General features: G+C 39.2%; 23 protein-coding genes, 2 rRNA genes and 2 other annotated features (1 of these 27 cut by a window edge). All 25 genes read right to left on the bottom strand.

Going from position 1 to position 22,975, the window contains the following annotated elements; genetic code table 11:
- Window positions 1–69 precede the first annotated feature (69 nt).
- Window positions 70–429, bottom strand: coding sequence for a 50S ribosomal protein L7/L12 (gene rplL / locus QUF93_RS03015; RefSeq protein ID WP_128283402.1), 360 nt, complete (start codon window positions 427–429; stop codon window positions 70–72).
- A gap of 67 nt (window positions 430–496) precedes the next feature.
- Window positions 497–997 (bottom strand): 50S ribosomal protein L10, encoded by a 501-nt coding sequence (gene rplJ / locus QUF93_RS03010; RefSeq protein ID WP_204209847.1) that lies wholly within the window; start codon window positions 995–997, stop codon window positions 497–499.
- A 39-nt stretch (window positions 998–1,036) separates the two neighbouring features.
- Window positions 1,037–1,182 (bottom strand) — a sequence feature (ribosomal protein L10 leader region).
- Between the two features lie 49 nt (window positions 1,183–1,231).
- On the bottom strand, window positions 1,232–1,924 hold the full coding sequence (gene rplA, locus QUF93_RS03005) for a 50S ribosomal protein L1 (protein ID WP_002074134.1): 693 nt from the start codon (window positions 1,922–1,924) through the stop codon (window positions 1,232–1,234).
- A 179-nt stretch (window positions 1,925–2,103) separates the two neighbouring features.
- Window positions 2,104–2,529, bottom strand: coding sequence for a 50S ribosomal protein L11 (gene rplK / locus QUF93_RS03000; protein ID WP_001085872.1), 426 nt, complete (start codon window positions 2,527–2,529; stop codon window positions 2,104–2,106).
- 168 nt (window positions 2,530–2,697) lie between these two features.
- Window positions 2,698–3,231: a transcription termination/antitermination protein NusG gene (nusG, locus tag QUF93_RS02995; RefSeq protein WP_000415794.1), complete on the bottom strand. Its 534-nt coding sequence runs from the start codon at window positions 3,229–3,231 to the stop codon at window positions 2,698–2,700.
- A gap of 131 nt (window positions 3,232–3,362) precedes the next feature.
- Window positions 3,363–3,542, bottom strand: coding sequence for a preprotein translocase subunit SecE (gene secE / locus QUF93_RS02990; protein ID WP_001241321.1), 180 nt, complete (start codon window positions 3,540–3,542; stop codon window positions 3,363–3,365).
- Window positions 3,543–3,565: 23 nt separating this feature from the next.
- Window positions 3,566–3,712, bottom strand: coding sequence for a 50S ribosomal protein L33 (gene rpmG, locus QUF93_RS02985; RefSeq protein ID WP_012260172.1), 147 nt, complete (start codon window positions 3,710–3,712; stop codon window positions 3,566–3,568).
- Window positions 3,713–3,842: 130 nt separating this feature from the next.
- On the bottom strand, window positions 3,843–4,502 hold the full coding sequence (locus QUF93_RS02980; RefSeq protein ID WP_002009799.1) for an RNA polymerase factor sigma-70: 660 nt from the start codon (window positions 4,500–4,502) through the stop codon (window positions 3,843–3,845).
- Window positions 4,503–4,569: 67 nt separating this feature from the next.
- Window positions 4,570–5,082 carry an NYN domain-containing protein gene (locus QUF93_RS02975; RefSeq protein ID WP_002115295.1) on the bottom strand — a complete coding sequence of 171 codons (513 nt, stop codon included), beginning with the start codon at window positions 5,080–5,082 and terminating at the stop codon, window positions 4,570–4,572.
- Between the two features lie 3 nt (window positions 5,083–5,085).
- On the bottom strand, window positions 5,086–5,829 hold the full coding sequence (rlmB, locus tag QUF93_RS02970) for a 23S rRNA (guanosine(2251)-2'-O)-methyltransferase RlmB (RefSeq protein WP_212935126.1): 744 nt from the start codon (window positions 5,827–5,829) through the stop codon (window positions 5,086–5,088).
- The gene (locus QUF93_RS02965) at window positions 5,826–6,233 is read right to left on the bottom strand and encodes a Mini-ribonuclease 3 (protein WP_000564269.1); all 408 of its coding nucleotides are present in this window, start codon (window positions 6,231–6,233) and stop codon (window positions 5,826–5,828) included. The genes rlmB and QUF93_RS02965 overlap by 4 nt, the downstream gene beginning before the upstream one ends.
- A 2-nt stretch (window positions 6,234–6,235) precedes the next feature.
- Window positions 6,236–7,633, bottom strand: coding sequence for a cysteine--tRNA ligase (gene cysS / locus QUF93_RS02960; RefSeq protein ID WP_289357818.1), 1,398 nt, complete (start codon window positions 7,631–7,633; stop codon window positions 6,236–6,238).
- Window positions 7,614–8,279: a serine O-acetyltransferase gene (cysE, locus tag QUF93_RS02955; protein WP_289357817.1), complete on the bottom strand. Its 666-nt coding sequence runs from the start codon at window positions 8,277–8,279 to the stop codon at window positions 7,614–7,616. Before cysE ends, cysS begins: the two co-directional genes overlap by 20 nt.
- 146 nt (window positions 8,280–8,425) lie before the next feature.
- Window positions 8,426–8,671 (bottom strand) — a binding site (T-box leader).
- A gap of 47 nt (window positions 8,672–8,718) precedes the next feature.
- Window positions 8,719–10,176, bottom strand: coding sequence for a glutamate--tRNA ligase (gene gltX / locus QUF93_RS02950; protein ID WP_289357815.1), 1,458 nt, complete (start codon window positions 10,174–10,176; stop codon window positions 8,719–8,721).
- An 89-nt stretch (window positions 10,177–10,265) separates the two neighbouring features.
- Window positions 10,266–10,742, bottom strand: coding sequence for a 2-C-methyl-D-erythritol 2,4-cyclodiphosphate synthase (gene ispF, locus QUF93_RS02945; protein WP_002115287.1), 477 nt, complete (start codon window positions 10,740–10,742; stop codon window positions 10,266–10,268).
- A gap of 117 nt (window positions 10,743–10,859) precedes the next feature.
- Window positions 10,860–11,540 (bottom strand): 2-C-methyl-D-erythritol 4-phosphate cytidylyltransferase, encoded by a 681-nt coding sequence (ispD, locus tag QUF93_RS02940; RefSeq protein ID WP_002115286.1) that lies wholly within the window; start codon window positions 11,538–11,540, stop codon window positions 10,860–10,862.
- Between the two features lie 16 nt (window positions 11,541–11,556).
- Window positions 11,557–12,660, bottom strand: a complete 1,104-nt coding sequence (locus QUF93_RS02935) for a PIN/TRAM domain-containing protein (protein ID WP_002115284.1) — start codon at window positions 12,658–12,660, stop codon at window positions 11,557–11,559.
- 160 nt (window positions 12,661–12,820) lie between these two features.
- Window positions 12,821–13,894 (bottom strand): DNA integrity scanning diadenylate cyclase DisA, encoded by a 1,074-nt coding sequence (gene disA, locus QUF93_RS02930; protein ID WP_212935129.1) that lies wholly within the window; start codon window positions 13,892–13,894, stop codon window positions 12,821–12,823.
- Window positions 13,895–13,897: 3 nt separating this feature from the next.
- The gene (radA, locus tag QUF93_RS02925) at window positions 13,898–15,274 is read right to left on the bottom strand and encodes a DNA repair protein RadA (protein WP_002115283.1); all 1,377 of its coding nucleotides are present in this window, start codon (window positions 15,272–15,274) and stop codon (window positions 13,898–13,900) included.
- A gap of 94 nt (window positions 15,275–15,368) precedes the next feature.
- Window positions 15,369–17,804: an ATP-dependent protease ATP-binding subunit ClpC gene (gene clpC / locus QUF93_RS02920; RefSeq protein ID WP_002115282.1), complete on the bottom strand. Its 2,436-nt coding sequence runs from the start codon at window positions 17,802–17,804 to the stop codon at window positions 15,369–15,371.
- A gap of 22 nt (window positions 17,805–17,826) precedes the next feature.
- On the bottom strand, window positions 17,827–18,891 hold the full coding sequence (gene mcsB / locus QUF93_RS02915) for a protein-arginine kinase McsB (RefSeq protein WP_289357813.1): 1,065 nt from the start codon (window positions 18,889–18,891) through the stop codon (window positions 17,827–17,829).
- Window positions 18,892–18,895: 4 nt separating this feature from the next.
- Window positions 18,896–19,444 (bottom strand): protein-arginine kinase activator protein McsA, encoded by a 549-nt coding sequence (mcsA, locus tag QUF93_RS02910; RefSeq protein WP_128283394.1) that lies wholly within the window; start codon window positions 19,442–19,444, stop codon window positions 18,896–18,898.
- Between the two features lie 169 nt (window positions 19,445–19,613).
- Window positions 19,614–20,075, bottom strand: a complete 462-nt coding sequence (gene ctsR / locus QUF93_RS02905; protein WP_002115277.1) for a transcriptional regulator CtsR — start codon at window positions 20,073–20,075, stop codon at window positions 19,614–19,616.
- Between the two features lie 211 nt (window positions 20,076–20,286).
- Window positions 20,287–20,402 (bottom strand): 5S ribosomal RNA (gene rrf, locus QUF93_RS02900).
- A gap of 49 nt (window positions 20,403–20,451) precedes the next feature.
- Window positions 20,452–22,975: ribosomal RNA gene (locus QUF93_RS02895) — 23S ribosomal RNA — on the bottom strand; it runs 398 nt beyond the window's last position.

Genomic DNA, 22,975 nt, shown 5'->3' with positions numbered 1-22,975 from the left:
CCTCTTTTCTTTACAGTTAAAAAAAAAGCTCGCATGAGAGCGAGCTTTTTTTAAAGCACCAAAAGTTAATTACTTAACTTCTACAACAGCGCCAACTTCTTCAAGTTTAGCTTTCATTTCTTCAGCTTCCTCTTTAGCAACGCCTTCTTTGATTGCTTTTGGAGTGTTGTCAACTAATTCTTTAGCTTCTTTTAAGCCAAGACCAGTGATTTCACGTACAGCTTTGATAACTTTGATTTTTTGAGCGCCAGCACTTGCAAGTACTACGTCAAATTCAGTTTGCTCAGCAGCAGCTTCACCAGCGCCACCAGCTACAGCTACAGGAGCAGCAGCAGTTACGCCGAATTCTTCCTCGATAGCTTTTACTAAGTCGTTAAGTTCTAATACAGTCATAGATTTAACTGCTTCAATGATTTGTTCTTTAGTCATTGTAAATATCCTCCCTTAAATAGGTTTGTATTGTTTTATAGATAACAAGTAATTATCTTTTAAAAAATTAAGCGCCTTGCTCTTCCTTTTGATCTGCAACTGCTTTAGTAGCAAGTGCAAGGTTACGGATTGGAGCTTGAAGAACGCTAAGAAGCATAGAAAGTAAGCCTTCACGTGATGGAAGAGTAGCGATAGCTTTAACCTCATCAAGTGTTACAAGTTTACCTTCGATTACGCCCGCTTTAATTTCTAAAGCTTCATGTTTTTTAGCGAAGTCGTTTAATACTTTCGCAGGAGCAACTACATCCTCGTTACTGAACGCGATTGCGTTTGGTCCTGTTAAGAATTCGTTTAACTCAGCCATTTCAGCAGACTCTGCAGCACGACGAGTTAAAGAGTTTTTGTAAACTTTGAACTCAACGCCAGCTTCACGTAAGTTTTTACGTAATTCTGTTGCTTCAGAAACTGTTAAACCACGGTAGTCAACAACGATTGTAGATTTACTCGCACGAAGTTTTTCAGCGATTTCAGTTACAACTTGTTGTTTAGTTTCGATTACTTTGCTCATGTTATTACACCTCCTGTAGATTATATAGAAGATGTACCGAAAGTGCACTAAAAACCTCCATGCCCAACTTGTAGACATGGAGGCATATAGTCACAGAAAAAAGATTCCGCTTCGTATATTAACACCTAGGTAGGAAATTAAGTCGAATCGACACCTACTGTCTACGGTACACTATTAAAATTCACAACATAAATGATTATATTAAAACTTCTTTATGAAGTCAACTTCCAATTTTTACGCAAGTGTAGAAACGTCTACGCGTACGCCAGGTCCCATTGTAGAAGCAACAGTTGCGTTCTTCATGTAAGTACCTTTTGCAGCAGCTGGCTTAGCTTTTTGTAGCGTGTCAGCAATTGTTTTGAAGTTTTCTACTAATTTAGCATCTTCGAAAGATACTTTACCGATTGGAACGTGGATGTTACCAGCTTTATCAACGCGGTATTCAACTTTACCAGCTTTGATTTCGTTAACAGCTTTAGTTACATCGAAAGTAACTGTTCCAGTTTTAGGGTTTGGCATTAAACCTTTAGGTCCTAATACACGACCAAGTTTACCAACTTCACCCATCATGTCAGGAGTTGCTACTACTACATCGAAATCGAACCAACCTTGTTGGATTTTACCGATGTAATCAGCATCGCCTACGAATTCAGCGCCAGCAGCTTCAGCTTCTTTTGCTTTTTCGCCTTTAGCGAATACTAATACACGTTGTACTTTACCAGTACCGTGTGGAAGAACAACTGCACCACGAATTTGTTGGTCAGCTTTCTTAGGATCAACACCTAAACGGAATGCAGCTTCTACAGTTGCATCAAATTTAGCTGTGTTTGTTTTCTTTACTAATTCTACTGCTTCTGTTGCAGAGTAAGCAGCCGCACGATCAACAAGCTTCGCAGCTTCTACGTACTTTTTACCTCTTTTAGCCATGTTTGTTTCCTCCTTGAATGTGGTTTTAGCGGAATAACCTCCCACGTTTACGCCTTCAGTCCGGGAACCCCCGAGGATGTGCGCCCATCCATTTATTTAAAAACGATAATCATTTACGATAATAAAGGTTGCGAATTGGAATTCCAGACCCGCAACCTTTTTACAAAAAACAAATCGAATTAGTCTTCGATAACGATGCCCATACTGCGTGCAGTACCTTCAACCATACGCATTGCAGCTTCTACGCTAGCAGCGTTTAGGTCAGGCATTTTAGTTTCAGCGATTTCGCGTACTTTATCACGCTTAACAGTTGCCACTTTATTACGGTTTGGTTCACCAGAACCAGACTCAATACCAGCTACTTTCTTAAGAAGAACAGCAGCAGGAGGAGTTTTAGTAATGAAAGTGAATGAACGGTCCTCAAATACCGTAATTTCAACAGGGATGATAAGACCAGCTTGATCAGCTGTACGAGCGTTAAACTCTTTACAGAAGCCCATGATGTTAACACCTGCTTGTCCTAATGCTGGACCAACCGGTGGAGCTGGATTAGCTTTACCTGCAGGAATCTGAAGTTTTACCATTTTAATTACCTTTTTAGCCACGAGACACACCTCCTTAAGTCCGTGATGTGGTCAATTGGGCAGTGATTTGCCCTCCCACTTCATATTTTATCATAATGATAAAATCTTTTTCAAAAAACGTCTCCGTTACCGAAGACGTACTGACTTAAAAGATATTATCACTTTTTACAATTCATTTCAAGTTTCATTTTATAATTTTTCAATTTGATGGAAATCAAGTTCAACCGGAGTCTCGCGACCAAACATGTCTACAAGCACGCTAACTTTTTTCTTTTCCACATCAATTTCTTCAATTGCACCTGTATAATCCGCGAATGGCCCCTCATTTACACGCACTGTTTCATGAAGTTCAAAGTCGAAATCAACCACTTCATTGTCCATTCCCATATGCTTCATGATGGTAACAACTTCCTCTTCTAATAGAGGTGAAGGTTTAGACCCAGAACCAGAAGAACCGACAAAACCAGTTACACCCGGTGTATTACGAACAACATACCAAGAATCATCAGTCATGATTAGTTCTACTAATACGTAACCTGGGAACACTTTTCTTTTCATTAATTTTTCTTTACCATTTTTCATTTCTACTTCTACTTCTTCCGGGACAACAACACGGAAAATTTTATCTTGCATACCCATTGATTCTACACGTTTCTCTAGGTTTGCTTTTACTTTATTTTCATATCCAGAATAAGTATGGACAACATACCAACTTTTTTCCATTCATTTAGGACGAGCGTCCTTCCCTCCCTGACGTACATTTTTTTGCGCAAATGAAAAAACCCGTTCACCGGGCTTTTACACAGTTCTTATAAATAACATTATATCATGGATAAGTGCTTCTTATTCAAGAATTAACCAAGAATTAACCGAATTAAAGAAGAAATGCCCATATCAACTACTGCGAAGAAAATCGCAAAGAAGACAACTGTAGCGATAACAGTCGCTGTTGAGCGGAGTAATTCATCTTTTTTAGGCCAACTTACTTTTTTCATTTCGCGACCTACATCGCCGAAAAAGTTCGTTAAACGCATCTACGGGACCTCCAGTGTATTATTTATTTTGTTTCCTTATGAACTGTATGCTTATTGCATGTTTTACAAAACTTCTTTATCTCAAGTCGCTCTACTGAGCTCGTATCTTTCATCGTAGAGTAGTTTCGATTTTTACACTCTTCACATGAGAGTACAACTTTTTTCCTCATTAGTTACACCAACCTTGTAACATTATGTCCCTAAAAATGTATCATACAACAAAAGACAATGTCAATGTCATGACTTTCACTCTCTTCGCAAAAAGAAAACAGGTGAATTATTTTACACCTGCGGCACTTGCTATGAATTTAAAGTTGTACTCTCTCTCATCTCCATATATCTTTCTAATTTCCTTTTTACACGCTGCAATGCGTTATCAATAGATTTCACATGCCTGTTTAACTGTTCTGAAATTTCTTGATAGGAACGACCATCCAAGTATAAAGAGAGCACTTTTCTTTCTAAATCGCTTAATAATTCAGATATTTTAGATTCTATGTCTGTATATTCTTCCTGACTTATAATCATCTCTTCTGGATCAGTTACTTTCGATTCCGAAATAACATCTAATAGTGTTCGATCAGATTCCTCATCGTAAATTGGCTTATCTAAAGACACATACGAATTTAACGGAATATGCTTTTGCCTTGTTGCTGTTTTAATAGCGGTAATAATTTGTCGAGTGATACACAGTTCAGCAAATGCTTTGAACGAAGACAGCTTGTCCCCTTTATAATCACGAATTGCTTTAAACAATCCAATCATACCTTCTTGAACAATATCTTCTCGATCGGCACCCACTAAGAAATAAGATCTTGATTTCGCGCGAACAAAGTTCTTATATTTGTGAATTAAATACTCTAGAGCGTCAGTATTACCTTTTCGAACTAACTCAACGATTGCCTCATCCTCTAAATCACGAAATGTAACGTCGCCTACACTTACGAAGCCTGCTTCCACCCTGATCCCTCCGACCGCTATATATTTAGCAATATTATACAGTAAAAAGATAAAGAGCGTCAATGCTTCAACGCTCTCCTCTTCTTAATTTTTCTAATTTTTCTGTAATATCTTTACTAAATATCTTTCGCATGGCGGGTTGTTTTTCTTTCGTGTCTTTTGTACGCCTTCTTACTTGTTGTTCCATCGCTTGCACTTCTAACTCTAATTCACGCGCAGATTTTCGAAGTGCACCTTGCGCAAATATAATCCATTGCTCCGTATAATCCGAGGTTGCAACGTATATTTGTGTATTTATATTTCTAAGCTCAATCGCAAGTTGTTCTATCTTTTCATCTGCAGTTTGATTCTTTCTCGTGAATATTACTTCCACCCGCGATTGTTTCATCTTTTTTTCAATACCATAGACTGTATAGGCATCAAAGACAATCATTACCTTTGTGCCTGTATAGCCTTGATAATCCGCCATCTTATCAATAAGTGCGTCTCTTGATGATTGTAAATCTACATCCCGCAGTTTCTTCAAGTCTCCCCAAGCCCCGATAATGTTGTAACCGTCAACGATTAAAATATCGTCCATTTTTTATTTACCAATTTCGTGACGTTTACGATATACCTCATACATTAACAAACTTGCGGCTACTGAAGCATTTAAGGATGTAACTTTACCGACCATCGGTAAAGTAATTAGGAAATCACACTTTTCACCAATAATACGACTCATACCTTTTCCTTCGCTACCAATTACTAATCCGATTGGCATATTACCATCTAAATTACGGTAATCCGTTTTCCCTTTGGCATCTGTACCAGCAATCCAAAGTCCACGTTCTTTTAATTCATCAATTGTACGCGATAAATTTGTTACACGTGCAACAGGAATATATTCAATTGCCCCAGTCGATGCTTTCGCAACTGACGCTGTAAGTCCCACTGCTCTTCTTTTCGGAATAATAATTCCATGAGCTCCCGTCGCATCAGCTGTACGCATAATAGAACCTAGATTATGTGGATCTTCAATTTCATCTAAAATTAAGAAGAACGGATCTTCATTACGTTTTTCTGCTACTTTAAATAAATCTTCTAGCTCAGCATATTGATATGCAGCTACTTGAGCAATTACACCTTGATGATTTCCCTCAACTAATTGATCTAATTTCTTCTTCGGTGCATGTTGCAAAATAACCTTATTTTCTTTCGCTAATGCCAGTACAATCTGTACTTGCCCTTTGGCAGCACCTTCTGCGATCCAAATTTTATTAATATCTCTCCCTGATCGTAACGCTTCAATTACAGGGTTACGTCCGATAATATATTCACTACTCATGATGATGTGCTCCCTTCCTTTTCTTCTAAAACAGCAATTGCCTTATATACAATTTCGTCTAATCTTTCACGATTATTTAATAAGTGATGATAACCGATTAGAGCTTCCAACGCTGTACTATATCGGTATGTTTGTACATCCGTATTCTTCGGAACAGTACCCGAATTCGCATTGCGCCCTCTTCTTAGTACTGCCTCTTCTTCCTCTGTCAAAAATGCCGTCTCTAATAAATGATAAACAACTTTCGCCTGTGCTTTTGCCGAAACAAAGCTCGTCCCTAAGCGATGTAATTGATTAGGACGAACTGTTCCTTTTTGAAGAAGGTGATAGCGGATATATTGTTCATATACCGCATCACCCATATATGCTAACGCTAAGCTGTTCAATTGCTTTGCATCAATCATTTTTATCCTCTTTTCCATCTTGTACCTTGAGCGGTATCTTCTAAAATAATATTACGTTCTTTTAAATCATCGCGAATTTGATCAGATAATGCGAAATCACGATTTTGACGAGCCTCAATACGCTTTTGGATAAGTGCCTCAATTTCTTCATCAAGCAATTCTTCTTGTGCTAATTCTAATCCTAAAATATCAAATAATGTTTCAAGTTGTTTCACGTATGCTTCAATTACAACTTTAGAAGTATGTTCTTCTAATAAATATTGATTTGCGTGATTTGCTACATTATATAATTCAGTAATCGCATTAGCAGTATTGAAATCATCATCCATTGCTTCTTCAAATGCAGCCTGGAATTTTTCCATTTCAGCTAACCATTTCTCATTATGGTCCGTTAAATCCGTACTACTTTCCATACGATGCTTTAAGTTACCGTAAGCTGTTTTAATTCTTTCTAGCCCATTATTAGTACTTTGCAATAAATCTTCGCTAAAGTTAATTGGGTGACGATAATGTACCGATAGCATAAAGAACCTGATTAACTGTGGATCATATTGTTTAATGATATCGTGAACTAAAATGAAGTTTCCAAGTGACTTAGACATCTTCTCATTATCAATATTAATATATCCATTATGCATCCAGTAACGTGCAAATGTTTTTCCTGTCAACGCCTCGGACTGTGCAATTTCATTCTCATGATGAGGAAATGCTAAATCTTGACCGCCAGCATGAATGTCAATTGTATCCCCTAGGTACTTACGTGCCATCGCTGAGCATTCAATATGCCACCCTGGACGTCCTTTCCCCCAAGGGCTTTCCCAGAAGATCTCTCCTTCTTTCGCAGCTTTCCACAAAGCAAAATCAAGAGGATCTTGTTTCTTTTCTCCTACTTCAATACGTGCACCGTGACGTAAATCAGCGATTGGCTGATGCGATAATTTACCGTAACCTTCGAATTCTTTCGTTCTAAAGTATACATCACCTTCTGATTCATATGCATACCCTTTATTCACAAGTTCTTGAATAAATTCAATAATGATATCCATATTTTCTGTCACACGCGGATGAACCGTTGCATGTTTGCAACCTAGTGCTGTTACATCTTCAAAGTAAGCTTCAACAAAACGATCTGCAATTGTTGGCACATCTTCACCTAATTCGTTTGCCGCCTTAATTAATTTATCATCCACGTCAGTAAAGTTAGATACATACTGCACATCATATCCTTTATATTCTAAGTAACGGCGTACTGTATCAAATACCATAGGTGGTCTCGCATTCCCAATGTGAATGTAGTTATATACTGTAGGTCCGCACACATACATCTTTACCTTATTTTCTTCTAATGGCATAAACTCTTCTTTTTGACGCGTTAACGTATTATAAATGTGAATAGTCATTTTTATCCTTCCTTTCTACCTTTACTTCGAGTTGCTTTCTCAATTTATCAAGTTCTGCTTCCATAACCTTTAATTTATCAAAAATCGGATCTGGAAGATCAGAATGATTTAATTCTTGGCCAATCTTTACTCCATTTTGAATAACGACTCGGCCAGGTATACCTACAACTGTAGAATGCGCAGGAACTTCCTTTAACACGACAGATCCTGCTCCAATTTTAGAATTCTCTCCAACAGTAATAGAACCTAGTACTTTAGCACCTGTTGCAATTAATACATTATCCTGAATTGTAGGATGCCTCTTTCCTTTTTCTTTACCTGTACCACCTAATGTGACACCTTGATAAATTGTTACGTTTTCGCCAATTTCACACGTTTCTCCAATTACAACCCCCATTCCATGATCAATGAAAAAACGACGACCAATAGTTGCTCCTGGGTGAATCTCAATGCCAGTAAAAAAACGACTAACCTGCGAAATCCAACGTGCCACAAAGAAAAATTTCCTTTTATAAAAAGCATGTGCAATTCGATGGGCCCAAACTGCATGTAATCCAGAGTAAGTTAAAATGACTTCGAAATAACTTCGTGCCGCTGGATCCTGTTCAAAAACGACTTCAATATCTTCCCGAAGCCTCTTAAACATCGATGTTCCCTCCCCTTTATGGGCTGCTTTTTTCGAGTGAACTAACTCCCCTAACTCTCCACTTACCCCTAAATCTTTATACAAGGGGATAAAACTTATACCCTCACCCATTTACATGGTATAAAAAAAGACGCCTCTGTCATATAGACAGAGACGCCTTATAAGCGCGGTTCCACTCTGTTTAGGCTAAAGAAGCCTCAAACTCATCCATGATAACGGTTTACACCGCTTCTGTTTACTTTGCGCCCTAAGGCGTCCCGCGAAATACTTCGCTGTTCAACAGAAGACTCGAAGGGGCATTTCAAAAATCCGCTTATAAACCACTCCCAGCCTAAAGGTGGTTCTCTCTGTAAAAAGCCTGATTTTCTACTTCTCCTTCTCGTCGCTTTTCCTTATTAGATTTTAGGTATACTTATTATATTTCTAAACCTAGAAAATGTTAACCAATTACTTTTTGAATACGATTTAAAACTTTTTCTTTTCCAAGAAGTGCAATGGCGTTAGGAAGCTCTGGACCGTGTGTTTGTCCAGTAGTTGCAACACGGATTGGCATAAATAAATTTTTACCTTTATGTCCTGTTTCCTTTTGAACTGCTTTAATAGCCGCCTTAACTGCTGCTGGCTCCATTTCTTCTAGAGCTTCTAATTGATTGGCAAATGTACGAAGCACTTCAGGTACTTGTTCACCGTTCAATACTTCTTGTCCCTCTTCGTCATGATCGACATGATCTTTAAAGAACATTTCAGAAAGCTCTACAATTTCAGCTCCAAAGCTCATTTGGTCATGATATAAAGCAATTACATCACGAACCCAAGCTTGTTCTTGTTCGCTTAAGTTTTCACCTACGCGGCCCGCTTTAACTAAATGCGGTAAGCTTAATGTAACAACAGCATCTAAATCTTGTTTTTTCATATATTGGTTGTTCATCCATTTTAGTTTTTGAGAATCGAATAATGCAGGTGATTTCGATAAACGGGCTGCATCAAACATTTTGATAAACTCATCTTTAGAGAAGATTTCTTCCTCTCCCACTGGTGACCAACCTAGTAATGCGATAAAGTTAAAGATTGCTTCTGGAAGATATCCAAGCTCTTTATATTGTTCAATAAATTGAATAATAGACTCATCACGCTTACTTAGCTTTTTACGGCTTTCATTTACAATTAAAGTCATATGACCGAATTGCGGGATATCCCATCCGAAAGCTTCATAAATCATCATTTGTTTTGGTGTATTAGAAATATGATCATCACCACGAAGTACGTGTGTAATCTCCATTAAGTGATCATCTACTGCTACCGCAAAGTTATAAGTTGGAATTCCATCTTTTTTCACGATAACGAAATCGCCAAAATCATTTGAATGGAATGCAACTTCATCTTTTACGATATCTTTAAACGTGTAGTCGCTATCAGCTGGTACACGGAAGCGAATACTTGGAATACGGCCTTCAGCCTCAAATCCTTTAGTTTGCTCCTCAGTTAAATCACGGTGGTTTCCTGCATAACGTGGTGTTTCACCACGAGCGATTTGCCCTTCACGTTCTGCTTCTAGCTCTTCTTCTGTCATATAACATTTGTAAGCTAAACCACGCTCTAATAAATCTACATATAATTTTTTATAAATATCTAAACGCTCTGTTTGACGATATGGTCCAAATTCACCACCAACATCAACACCTTCATCCCAGTCCATACCGAGCCATTTCAAGTATTTTAATTGGCTTTCTTCTCCACCAGCAACATTACGTTTCACATCAGTATCTTCAATACGAATAATAAACTTGCCATCTTGATGACGAGCAAATAAATAATTAAATAATGCCGTACGCGCATTTCCGATATGTAAGTGTCCTGTTGGACTTGGCGCATAGCGCACTCTCACTTGCTTTTCCATAATTGGTACACCTTCCATTCTTAATGTCTACACATTCTATAATTGTACAACAAAAAAATGTGATTATCCATCTTACGAATTAAAAACCATTATTTTTTCTGTAATAATACCACTGCTTGAGATGCGATTCCTTCTTCTCTTCCTGTAAAGCCTAATTTTTCTGTCGTTGTTGCCTTTACATTAACGTTGTCGACAGAAGTTTCTAACAGCTCACTAATACGTTTACGCATACTTTCAATATGAGGTGCCATCTTTGGCTTCTGAGCAATAATTGTACAATCTAGGTTCCCTAGTTCGTAACCTTGTTCACGCACAAATTCCCAAACCTTTTGTAATAATAAAGCTGAATCTGCATCTTTAAAAGCAGGATCTGTATCAGGAAAATGCTTTCCAATATCCCCTGCTGCAATTGCCCCTAAACATGCATCAGCAATCGTATGTAACAATACGTCCGCATCCGAGTGACCGATTAGTCCTTTCTCATGAGGAATTGTAATTCCACCGATAATTAACGGTCTACCTTCCGCAAATTCATGTACATCAAAACCTTGTCCAATTCGAAACATTCTTTACATCCTCCTCAAGCTAAACTACTGAGCTTTATGACTCTATATTATATCGCTATCCCTATAAAGAAAAGCCCGGCCGTTGCCGAGCTTTTCTTTGCTATGATACCATCACTTCTATTTCTTCTGAACATGAAGGAAACTTTCAGCAATTAATAAATCCTCTGGGGTCGTCACTTTAATATTATAGTAACTCCCATCTACTACACCCACTTGCTTTCCGATACGTTCTACGAGACTTGCATCATCTGTACCAAGAAAACAGCTCTGTTTTGCACTTCTATGAGCTTCTAACAAAAGAGAAACAGAAAATCCTTGCGGTGTTTGTACAGCCTTAAGCTGAGATCGTTCTACCGTTTCGACAACAACACCCTGCTCTACTTTCTTAACCGTATCCTTTACTGGCACTGCACAAATGGAGGCTCCATATTTTTCTGCTGCAGTTAATACATCTTGAATCACTTTAGTCGTTACGAATGGGCGTGCCCCATCATGCACAAGAACATATTCAACATTACTCGCATGCTGAATCGCGTTATATACGCTATCTTGCCTTTCAGCTCCGCCTTGAATAAAGTGTAATGGCTTTTCAATCGGATACTTCTGTATTAATTCCTCAAAATACGGGCGTTCTTCTTCGTTAATTGCCATAATAATACTTTTGCATGCTCTATCTTTTTCAAAAGCACGTAATGTATGCACAATAATCGGCACTTCATTTATAAGTAAGAATAACTTATTTTTGTCAGCACCCATCCGTTTTCCTTGTCCCGCTGCTGGAATAATTAATGTATACATATTAATAACCCTCTACTTATAATGCTTTTTCTAATAATTTACGTTTTGCGAAAATCATACGACCAGCCGATGTTTGCAACACACTTGTAACAAGTACATTTAGTTGCGAACCAACATATTCTCTACCATCTTCCACTACAATCATCGTGCCATCATCTAAGTATGCAACACCTTGATTTTGCTCTTTACCATCTTTTACAACATAAACACTTAGTTCTTCTCCAGGGAGTACCACTGGTTTAATTGCATTTGCTAAATCATTAATGTTTAACACTGTTACTCCTTGTAATTCAGAAACTTTGTTTAAGTTGAAATCATTTGTTACAACAGTTCCACCAGTGACTTTCGCTAACTTTACAAGTTTGCTATCCACTTCTTGGATATCCTCAAAATCGCCTTCATAAATTTCTACCGGAATTGGCATCTCTTTTTGAATACGATTCAAAATGTCTAATCCTCTGCGACCACGATTACGCTTTAATGCATCAGAAGAATCGGCAATATGTTGAAGCTCTTCTAATACGAATTGTGGAATCACAATTGTTCCTTCTAAAAACTTCGTTTGGCAAATATCTGCAATACGTCCATCAATAATTACACTCGTATCGAGAATTTTCCAATGAGCTGTAGATTTTTCCACCTCTACCTCTTCGTTCTCACTATTGTTTTTCTTCTTACCTCCGCGCTGGGGTAATGTAAATAATCCTAACAATTCATTTCTCTTTTTAAACCCTACTTGGAATCCTAAATAACCAAGTAAAAGTGTAAAGAACACTTGTAATACTGTACTAATGACCGGAATCGTGAATTCACGAATTGGTATCAAAATTAAATATGCAACAATAAGACCAGAGATCAACCCTAATGTACCAAATAAAACATCTGCTACAGGTGCCTTTACAAGAGCTTCTTCGATATGCTTAATAAGTTGAACAATATAATCTACAAGCCAAAATGTTGTTAAAAATAAAATAATTGCACCAATAATTGCACGAACATAAGACCCTTCCAACCAAGGAACAGCGCCGATGTCCATTACATTAATAACTTTTGGAATTAAGAAAATCCCTAATGCTCCCCCGATCACTAAAAAGAAGAGCTGTACGATCCGTTTTAACATCCAACCACCTCCTACTCATTATTAACCATTGTTTCACTAATCAAAACGCCGAATGCAAAAGTGGATGTATTTTTTTGTAAATAGTTTTATTTACCAATATACCATATCATATAACAAAAATGTTCTAGTGTCGTTATATTATGGAATCAATGTAATATTCTTAATTGTGTCTACTCATATAGAGATGCTCTTGAATTCTTTTTAAACCTTCTCGTATTTTCTTCGCCCTGACTTCCCCAATTCCTTCCACATCGTCCAATTCATTAATAGTTGCACGACAAACACCTTGTAACGTTTTAAATCGATTAATTAAATTTTCAATGATAAGTGGTGGAACACGAGAAATTTTGCTTGTGATTCGATATCCTCTCGGCGTCACGCTTTCTTCTAAGCTCATTTGTCCTGGATAGCCCAGCAGTTTAACTAAATCACTATCCTCTAGAAGTTGTGTATTTGCAAGATCTTGTAACTTTTTCAAAATTTGATGGTGATCTTGCGTTTTTTCTTGATAATAATCTTTAATTAATAGCGCTGCCTCTGCTTCTAAGTCGGCTAGTAATTCTGTAAGTTGTAAACGAATTAATCTTCCTTCTGTTCCTAACTCATGAATATAGCTCAATATTTCATTTTTTATACGCAGTACCATTTCGACACTATGTAAAACGTGAACTACCTCGGACATTGTAACAACCTCTTCAAATTCTAGAATGCCCAAATTCGTAATACCATCATTCCATACGGCCTTATATTTTTCTAACGTTTGAATAGCTTGGTTTGCTTTTGTTAAAATTACACCTATATCTTTTAGTGTATAACGTAAGCTCCCTTGATATAGCGTAATTACGTTACGTCTTTGTGAAATGGCAACAACAAGGCTACCCGTCTGCTTCGCTACACGCTCCGCCGTTCGGTGACGCATACCTGTTTCAATAGAATCAATAGATGCCTCTGGGACTAATTGTGCATTCGCAATCAAAATTTTGCTCCCTGTTTCATTTAAAATAAGCGCCCCATCCATTTTTGCTAATTCATATAAACTAGCAGGTGAGAATGCACAATTAATGTGAAATCCTCCATCAACAATACTTTTAATCTGCTCATTATATCCAAGAACAATTAATCCTCCTGTTTGCGCACGAAGTACGTTATCTATCCCTTCGCGCAGTGGCGTTCCTGGGGCAACGAGCTGTAGAATATTAATCATACTTTTGACACGTTGCTTGTTTTCTTCCATAGCCTAGCCTCCTAATGTCAAACGAAGCGCTTCTCCTAGATTAGAAACACCTACTACCTCAATCCCATCCGGAATTGTCCAACCCCCTAAATTTTTTCTAGGGATAATAGCACGTTGAAATCCTAACTTAGCTGCTTCTTGTACACGTTGTTCGATTCTTGATACTCTTCTTATTTCTCCAGTTAGTCCTACTTCTCCTATCACCGCATCGGTTGGTGCAGTAGCTTTGTCTCTGAAACTTGAAGCAATACTTAAGGCGACAGCTAAATCGATTGCTGGTTCATCTAATTTCAAACCACCCGCGACTTTTAAATATGCGTCTTGATTTTGCAACAATAAACCTGTTCTTTTTTCTAGCACTGCCATAATAAGTGAAACGCGGTTATGATCAATTCCGGTCGCCATTCTTCGAGGATTTCCAAAACTAGTAGGGGAGATTAATGCTTGGATTTCTACTAGAACCGGTCTTGTTCCTTCCATTGAAGCAACCACTGTGGACCCTGCAACTCCAACTGGCCTTTCCTCAAGGAAAATTTCAGAAGGGTTTAGTACTTCTGCAAGACCTAGTTCCTTCATTTCAAAGATACCCATTTCATTTGTGGAACCAAAACGGTTCTTCACAGCTCGCAAAATACGATATGTATGGTGACGATCTCCTTCAAAGTAAAGAACTGCATCGACCATATGTTCCAGCATGCGTGGTCCTGCAATTGCTCCTTCTTTTGTCACATGTCCAACGATAAAAATAGGAATCCCTTTCGTCTTTGCAAGTTTCATTAATTCCGCTGTACATTCACGTACTTGCGCCACACTTCCAGGGGCTGACGTCACTTCAGGTAAATGTATCGTTTGAATAGAGTCAATAACAACAAAAGCTGGATTCATCTCTTCAATGTGCGCTGCAATTCGCTGCAGGTCAGTCTCTGCTACAACAAATAGATTACTACCCTTTACATGCAAACGATCTGCACGAAGTTTAATCTGCTTTGCTGACTCCTCACCTGATATGTATAGTACATCATATGAAGAATCTGCTAATTGCGATGAAATTTGTAATAACAATGTTGATTTCCCAATCCCAGGGTCTCCACCGATAAGTACTAAAGATCCATCTACAATCCCGCCACCAAGTACACGGTTAAACTCTTGAAATTTCGTTTCAATACGCGCCTCAGACTTTGTTTCTACCTCCGTTAAGCGTCTTGGTTTTGTTACTTCTGATTGAATTGCATTGGCATAATTAAGGCGTCTTGATGATACAACTGGTTCCATCTCTTCAACAAGCGTATTCCATTGACCACATCCAGGACATTTACCCATATATTTTGGCGACTGATAACCACATTCTTGACATGTAAATTTTGTTTTCTTTTTAGCCATATCTTTTATAGTTCACTTCACTTTCATCTACAAACGTTTATCCTTCTCGTACAAGAAAGAGGGCTATCGCGTAGCCCTCTTTGTTTGTCTATACTTATTTTACCTTTTCCGCACTATGAATGACAAATGATTCTCCTTCTACATCAAAGATAACTTTTTGTCCTTTCTCAATAGCACCTTTTAACAGTTCTTCCGATAGTCTATCTTCTACATGCTTCTGAATTGCCCTACGAAGCGGACGAGCACCGTACTCACGATCAAATCCTTTATCAGCAATAGCTGAAATTGCCCCTTCTGTTAAGTGCAATTCGATTTCTTGTTCTTTTAAGCGATTCACTAACTGATTCACCATAAGTGTTACAATCTCTTGAATATGTTTTTTCTCAAGCATATGGAACACGATAATTTCATCAATACGGTTTAAGAATTCTGGACGAAATGCTTTTTTCAATTCATCCATTACTTTACCTTTCATATCTGAATAATCGCGGCTCTCATCTTGTACGTTAAATCCAAGATGTTTATTACGTTTTAATGCGTCTGCACCAACATTAGACGTCATAATAACAATTGTATTACGGAAATCAACTGTACGTCCTTTAGAATCTGTTAAACGGCCATCTTCTAATACTTGTAGTAAAATATTAAACACATCAGGATGAGCTTTCTCTACTTCATCTAATAAGACAACTGAATATGGCTTACGACGAACTTTCTCTGTTAATTGTCCACCTTCTTCATATCCAACATATCCCGGGGGAGATCCAACTAAACGAGAAGTAGAATGTTTTTCCATGTACTCAGACATATCAATGCGGATCATTGCATCCTCATCACCGAACATAGATTCCGCTAATGCCCTCGCTAGTTCTGTTTTACCTACACCAGTCGGTCCTAGGAAAATAAATGAGCCAATTGGACGTTTCGGGTCTTTTAATCCCGCTCTCGCACGACGAACAGCTTTTGCCACAGCTACAACTGCTTCATCCTGTCCAATCAAACGATCATGTAAAATTGATTCCAAGTTTAATAATTTATCTGTCTCTGTTTGTGCAAGTTTAGAAACCGGAATACGTGTCCATGTAGAAACAACATTTGCAATATCTTCTACTGTTACTTCCGAGTTTTCTTGTCCTTGTTTCTCTTTCCACTGACGCTTTGTATCTTCTAACTTTTCACGTAAACGTTGTTCCATATCACGTAAGGAAGCAGCCTTTTCAAATTCTTGGCTTTGTACAGCTGCATCTTTTTCTTTTCTAATTTCCTCAAGCTTCACTTCAAGCTCTTTTAAGTTTGGCGGTGTTGTATAAGAACGTAAGCGCACTTTTGATGCAGCCTCATCAATTAAATCGATTGCTTTATCAGGTAAAAAACGGTCTGTAATATAACGATCTGAAAGTTTTACAGCCGCATCGATTGCATCATCTGTAATAGATACGCGGTGATGCGCCTCGTAACGGTCACGTAAACCTTTTAAAATTTGAACTGATTCTTCTAAGTTTGGTTCATCAACATGAATTGGTTGGAAACGTCTTTCTAATGCCGCATCCTTTTCAATATATTTACGATATTCGTCTAAAGTTGTTGCACCAATACATTGTAATTCACCACGTGCTAAAGATGGTTTTAAAATATTCGATGCATCAATTGCACCTTCCGCCCCTCCTGCACCAATTAACGTATGAAGCTCATCAATAAATAGAATGATGTTACCAGCTTGGCGAATCTCATCCATCACTTTCTTTAAACGATCCTCAAATTCACCACGATATTTTGTTCCAGCAACAACTGTACCCATATCTAATGTCATAACACGCTTATCTCTTAAAGTTTCAGGAACTTCATTATTTACAATTTGCTGTGCTAATCCTTCTGCAATTGCTGTCTTACCTACACCAGGTTCTCCAATTAATACTGGATTGTTTTTTGTTCTACGGCTTAACACTTCAATTACACGTTGAATTTCTTTACTACGTCCAATAACAGGATCTAAACGATTTTCACGTGCAACAACTGTTAAATCACGTGCTAGACTGTCAAGTGTAGGTGTATTCGCATTTGTCGATGAACCACCTTGGTGACCTGAACTAGCTTCATTACTTCCAAGGAGTTGTAACACTTGTTGTCTTGCTTTATTTAGGCTTACACCTAAATTATTTAAAACACGTGCTGCTACACCTTCACCTTCACGGATTAAACCAAGTAAAATATGTTCTGTTCCAACGTATGAATGACCCAATTTACGAGCTTCGTCCATAGACAACTCAATAACTTTTTTAGCACGAGGTGTGTAATGTACTGTTTGAGAAGCTTCTGTTCCCCGTCCAATTAATGCTTCTACCTCTTTTTGAACTTTCTCTGGACTTAATCCAAGAGCAATTAACGCTTTTGCTGCAATTCCTTCACCTTCGCGTACAAGCCCAAGTAAAATATGTTCTGTTCCAATATTATTATGCCCAATGCGAATTGCTTCCTCTTGAGATAAAGCTAATACTTTCTGTGCTCGTTCTGTAAATCTTCCAAACATCATAGAAATCGCCTCCTACTTGCGCTTAATTTTGTTCAATTCGTAATCGCTCACGGATTAAGGTTGCTCTTCGATAATCTCTTTCTTCTGGTCCTAGGGGTCCTCCTGCATATTGTTGCAAAATGCCCGGCTGAGTAAGAACCATTAACTCAGTTAAAATATTTCTCGATATACCTTGTATATATCCTAAGTCAATACCAAGTCGTACATCTGATAAGCAAGTGGCTGCTTCTGCAGATTGAATTAAACGACTGTTAGCTAGTATTCCGTAAGAACGATATACTTTATCTTCAAGCTCAATACTTGAATTTTGTACAATTAATTCTCTAGCCATTTTTTCTTGATGGATGATTTGTTGAATGACACTCTTTAAATCTGCAATAATATCTTCTTCTGATTTCCCTAGTGTCATTTGATTTGACACTTGAAATATATTACCTAACGCTTCGCTACCTTCACCGTATATTCCTCTTACTACTAGCCCTAATTTTTGAATTACTTGTATAATACGGTTAATTCTTTTCGTTAAAACCAGTCCCGGCAAATGAATCATTACCGAAGCCCTTAATCCTGTACCGACGTTAGTGGGGCAACTCGTAATATATCCAAGCGATTCATCAAAAGCATATTCAACCTGTTCCTCGATCCAATTATCTATTTGATTGGCACTTTGAAGCGCCTCTGATAACTGCAAACCTGAAAACAGGCACTGAATCCTAACATGATCCTCTTCATTAAGCATGATACTTATATGTTCACTTCCTGATAGTAGGCATGCTCCGTATTCTGTTCCTGCAAGATTTGGACTAATTAAATGCTTCTCAACTAAAACTCTCCTTTGAAGAGGATTTAATTCATTCATTTTTAATAGTTCAAACGCCCCAAAAGGTTCTACAGGTTTATTTATAAACTTCTTCTTAAATAACTCATGAATCTGTTTAGCTTCTTCCTCGTTTTGCATAGTAGAGAATTGATATTTTTTAAAATTACGAGCCAAACGAATTCGACTACTTAAAACAATATCAGAATCAGGGCCATCCCCCTTCATCCATGGACTAATCGCTTCATTCATAATTCTGTCCAGTGACATAGAACTATTCCCCCTCTCTATGCTCACTAAGCTGATTTTCAAGACCTCGAATTTTATCTCGTACTTCAGCCGCTTTCTCAAATTCCTCTTTCTGTACATATTGTTTCAGATTGAGTTTTAGTTCATCTAATTCTTTCTTTAAGTAGATATTTCCTTCTATACGTTCAGGAATTTTTCCACAATGTTCTGTATGCCCACCGTGAAGACGTTTTAACAATGGTTTTAAATGCCCCTTAAATGTATCGTAACAAGAAGCACACCCAAAGCGTCCCACTTTTGTAAATTGTTCATATGTCATCTTACAATTCGGACATCTTGATATATTTGTATTTGAAAATGCATCTTGCCCTTCTTCAAACATTGCTGGTTCACTATGCAATAATCCGGCTAATAGGTCATGGAATGAAAAATTAGACTGCGGTGATTGAAAGAAAGACGTATAGCCACTTTGTTCTGCACATTGCTCGCAAAGATGAACTTCCGCCTTTTTTTCGTTGATTACTTTTGTATAATGTAAAGTTGCTGGTCTTATATTACAGTTTTGACAAGTCATCGCTATCTCCCACCTTTACAACAGGAACGATCTATCTCATGATACTTTTCATACATTACTAGATTGTTCTCTTTTCTTAATCCATTTAGTAAAAGCACATGTCATCTTTCAAAATCCCTACAATATTAAACTGCATTATCTTAGTTATCATTCTTAACAAAAGTTATATTTATTTATATTTCAGTGTTCTTAACATTGCGCATAATATTCGAGCCCTAAGTTCATCTCGAGAAGGGACATCCATTAATAATACAGAACGATCTAGTACGCTTAGCATAAGTTTAGCTTCACGATTTGTTATAATACCCTCTTCTATTAAACGTATAATCATGCTTTCTGCATTTCCTTGCGCAACACTATGATCAATCATATGAAGCATTTGATCAATAATGTCTATATCGTCATGCAATTTGACTTTTATAATGCGAATGTAACCCCCTCCACCTCGTTTACTTTCTACTACAAATCCTCTTTCTAGTGTAAAACGGGTATTGATTACATAGTTGATTTGAGACGGCACACAATCGAATCGATCAGCGATCTCATTCCTCTTGATTTCAATCACATTATTATTGCTTAAGTCAATAACTTGCTTTAGATATTTCTCAATGATATCAGATATATTTCTCATTTATCCGCCACCTTTATTGACTTTGACTATCTTTGACTTTAATTATATACGTATTAAAAAAATTTGCAACTCTTTTGCTTATTCACTATCCTAGCCACATTTCACAATCTTTAATCAAAAGGACGATTCTTTAAGTAAAGATTTTTTAAATTACTATGAATTATAAAAGAAAACACGAAAAAACACGAGTCAAATGACTCGTGTTTTAGTTGCTTGGCGACGTCCTACTCTCACAGGGACAAGGTCCCAACTACCATCGGCGCTAGAGAGCTTAACTTCCGTGTTCGGTATGGGAACGGGTGTGACCTCTCTGCCATCATCACCAAACTATGAAGGCATATTCCTTCAAAACTAGATAACATTTGCTTCATATTATATGGTTAAGTCCTCGATCTATTAGTATTCGTCAGCTCCACATGTCACCATGCTTCCACCTCGAACCTATCAACCTGATCATCTTTCAGGGATCTTACTAGCTTACGCTATGGGAAATCTCATCTTGAGGGGGGCTTCATGCTTAGATGCTTTCAGCACTTATCCCTTCCGCACATAGCTACCCAGCTATGCCCTTGGCAGAACAACTGGTACACCAGCGGTGCGTCCATCCCGGTCCTCTCGTACTAAGGACAGCTCCTCTCAAATTTCCTACGCCCACGACGGATAGGGACCGAACTGTCTCACGACGTTCTGAACCCAGCTCGCGTACCGCTTTAATGGGCGAACAGCCCAACCCTTGGGACCGACTACAGCCCCAGGATGCGATGAGCCGACATCGAGGTGCCAAACCTCCCCGTCGATGTGGACTCTTGGGGGAGATAAGCCTGTTATCCCCGGGGTAGCTTTTATCCGTTGAGCGATGGCCCTTCCATGCGGAACCACCGGATCACTAAGCCCGACTTTCGTCCCTGCTCGACTTGTAGGTCTCGCAGTCAAGCTCCCTTATGCCTTTGCACTCTACGAATGATTTCCAACCATTCTGAGGGAACCTTTGGGCGCCTCCGTTACACTTTAGGAGGCGACCGCCCCAGTCAAACTGCCCACCTGACACTGTCTCCCGGGTCGATAAGACCCGTAGGTTAGAATTTCAATACAGTCAGGGCGGTATCCCACCAGCGCCTCCACCGAAGCTAGCGCTCCGGTTTCAATGGCTCCCGCCTATCCTGTACAAACTGTACCAAAATTCAATATCAGGCTACAGTAAAGCTCCACGGGGTCTTTCCGTCCTGTCGCGGGTAACCTGCATCTTCACAGGTACTATAATTTCACCGAGTCTCTGGTTGAGACAGTGCCCAAATCGTTACACCTTTCGTGCGGGTCGGAACTTACCCGACAAGGAATTTCGCTACCTTAGGACCGTTATAGTTACGGCCGCCGTTTACTGGGGCTTCAGTTCAGAGCTTCGCTTACGCTAACCCCTCTCCTTAACCTTCCAGCACCGGGCAGGTGTCAGCCCCTATACTTCGCCTTACGGCTTCGCAGAGACCTGTGTTTTTGCTAAACAGTCGCTTGGGCCTATTCACTGCGGCTTTCCGTTAAGAAAGCACCCCTTCTCCCGAAGTTACGGGGTCATTTTGCCGAGTTCCTTAACCAGAGTTCTCTCGCACACCTTAGGATTCTCTCCTCGCCTACCTGTGTCGGTTTGCGGTACAGGCACCTTTTATCTCGCTAGAAGCTTTTCTTGGCAGCGGGGAATCAAAGACTTCGCTCCATAAGGAGCTTCCCCATCACAGCTCAGCCTTCACGATAAGCGGATTTGCCTACTTATCAGCCTAACTGCTTGGACGTGCACAACCAATCGCACGCTTCTTCTATCCTTCTGCGTCCCTCCATTGCTCAAACGATAAAGAGGTGGTACAGGAATATCAACCTGTTGTCCATCGCCTACGCCTGTCGGCCTCGGCTTAGGTCCTGACTAACCCTGAGCGGACGAGCCTTCCTCAGGAAACCTTAGGCATTCGGTGGACGGGATTCTCACCCGTCTTTCGCTACTCATACCGGCATTCTCACTTCTAAGCGCTCCACCAGTCCTTCCGGTCTGACTTCACTGCACTTAGAACGCTCCCCTACCACTGATACCATTGGTATCAATTCGCAGCTTCGGTGGTGTATTTAGCCCCGGTACATTTTCGGCGCAGAGTCACTCGACTAGTGAGCTATTACGCACTCTTTAAATGGTGGCTGCTTCTAAGCCAACATCCTAGTTGTCTAAGCAACTCCACATCCTTTTCCACTTAATACACACTTTGGGACCTTAGCTGGCGATCTGGGCTGTTTCCCTCTTGACTACGGATCTTATCACTCGCAGTCTGACTCCTAAGGATAAGTCATTGGCATTCGGAGTTTGACTGAATTCGGTAATCCGATGAGGACCCCTAGTTCAATCAGTGCTCTACCTCCAAGACTCTAACACTTAAGGCTAGCCCTAAAGCTATTTCGGGGAGAACCAGCTATCTCCAGGTTCGATTGGAATTTCTCCGCTACCCACACCTCATCCCCGCACTTTTCAACGTGCGTGGGTTCGGGCCTCCATTCAGTGTTACCTGAACTTCACCCTGGACATGGGTAGATCACCTGGTTTCGGGTCTACGACCACGTACTAAACGCCCTATTCAGACTCGCTTTCGCTGCGGCTCCGTCTCTTCAACTTAACCTCGCACGGGATCGTAACTCGCCGGTTCATTCTACAAAAGGCACGCCATCACCCATTAACGGGCTCTGACTATTTGTAGGCACACGGTTTCAGGATCTCTTTCACTCCCCTTCCGGGGTGCTTTTCACCTTTCCCTCACGGTACTGGTTCACTATCGATCACTAGGTAGTATTTAGCCTTGGGAGATGGTCCTCCCAGATTCCGACGGAATTTCACGTGTTCCGCCGTACTCAGGATACATTCAAGAGAG

The sequence above is a fragment of the Bacillus hominis genome (genome assembly GCF_030348325.1).
Lineage (GTDB): Bacteria > Bacillota > Bacilli > Bacillales > Bacillaceae_G > Bacillus_A > Bacillus_A hominis.
The sequence above is the reverse complement of the archived record's forward strand: the minus strand, read 5'-3'. Positions and strand labels throughout refer to the sequence as shown.

What these genes read in the sequence shown, in the direction of transcription:
- ctsR (WP_002115277.1), bottom strand. Translation starts at nt 20,075, where the DNA reads ATGAGAAATATATCTGATATCATTGAGAAATATCTAAAGCAAGTTATT.
- cysS (WP_289357818.1), bottom strand. Translation starts at nt 7,633, where the DNA reads ATGACTATTCACATTTATAATACGTTAACGCGTCAAAAAGAAGAGTTT.
- QUF93_RS02935 (WP_002115284.1), bottom strand. Translation starts at nt 12,660, where the DNA reads ATGTTAAAACGGATCGTACAGCTCTTCTTTTTAGTGATCGGGGGAGCA.
- rlmB (WP_212935126.1), bottom strand. Translation starts at nt 5,829, where the DNA reads ATGAGTAGTGAATATATTATCGGACGTAACCCTGTAATTGAAGCGTTA.
- rplJ (WP_204209847.1), bottom strand. Translation starts at nt 997, where the DNA reads ATGAGCAAAGTAATCGAAACTAAACAACAAGTTGTAACTGAAATCGCT.
- QUF93_RS02975 (WP_002115295.1), bottom strand. Translation starts at nt 5,082, where the DNA reads ATGGACGATATTTTAATCGTTGACGGTTACAACATTATCGGGGCTTGG.
- ispF (WP_002115287.1), bottom strand. Translation starts at nt 10,742, where the DNA reads ATGTTTCGAATTGGACAAGGTTTTGATGTACATGAATTTGCGGAAGGT.
- rplL (WP_128283402.1), bottom strand. Translation starts at nt 429, where the DNA reads ATGACTAAAGAACAAATCATTGAAGCAGTTAAATCTATGACTGTATTA.
- mcsA (WP_128283394.1), bottom strand. Translation starts at nt 19,444, where the DNA reads ATGACTTGTCAAAACTGTAATATAAGACCAGCAACTTTACATTATACA.
- radA (WP_002115283.1), bottom strand. Translation starts at nt 15,274, where the DNA reads ATGGCTAAAAAGAAAACAAAATTTACATGTCAAGAATGTGGTTATCAG.
- nusG (WP_000415794.1), bottom strand. Translation starts at nt 3,231, where the DNA reads ATGGAAAAAAGTTGGTATGTTGTCCATACTTATTCTGGATATGAAAAT.
- ispD (WP_002115286.1), bottom strand. Translation starts at nt 11,540, where the DNA reads ATGTATACATTAATTATTCCAGCAGCGGGACAAGGAAAACGGATGGGT.
- disA (WP_212935129.1), bottom strand. Translation starts at nt 13,894, where the DNA reads ATGGAAGAAAACAAGCAACGTGTCAAAAGTATGATTAATATTCTACAG.
- rplA (WP_002074134.1), bottom strand. Translation starts at nt 1,924, where the DNA reads ATGGCTAAAAGAGGTAAAAAGTACGTAGAAGCTGCGAAGCTTGTTGAT.
- rpmG (WP_012260172.1), bottom strand. Translation starts at nt 3,712, where the DNA reads ATGAGGAAAAAAGTTGTACTCTCATGTGAAGAGTGTAAAAATCGAAAC.
- clpC (WP_002115282.1), bottom strand. Translation starts at nt 17,804, where the DNA reads ATGATGTTTGGAAGATTTACAGAACGAGCACAGAAAGTATTAGCTTTA.
- gltX (WP_289357815.1), bottom strand. Translation starts at nt 10,176, where the DNA reads ATGGAAAAGCAAGTGAGAGTGCGCTATGCGCCAAGTCCAACAGGACAC.
- cysE (WP_289357817.1), bottom strand. Translation starts at nt 8,279, where the DNA reads ATGTTTAAGAGGCTTCGGGAAGATATTGAAGTCGTTTTTGAACAGGAT.
- QUF93_RS02965 (WP_000564269.1), bottom strand. Translation starts at nt 6,233, where the DNA reads ATGATTGATGCAAAGCAATTGAACAGCTTAGCGTTAGCATATATGGGT.
- mcsB (WP_289357813.1), bottom strand. Translation starts at nt 18,891, where the DNA reads ATGTCACTGGACAGAATTATGAATGAAGCGATTAGTCCATGGATGAAG.
- secE (WP_001241321.1), bottom strand. Translation starts at nt 3,542, where the DNA reads ATGCGTTTAACGAACTTTTTCGGCGATGTAGGTCGCGAAATGAAAAAA.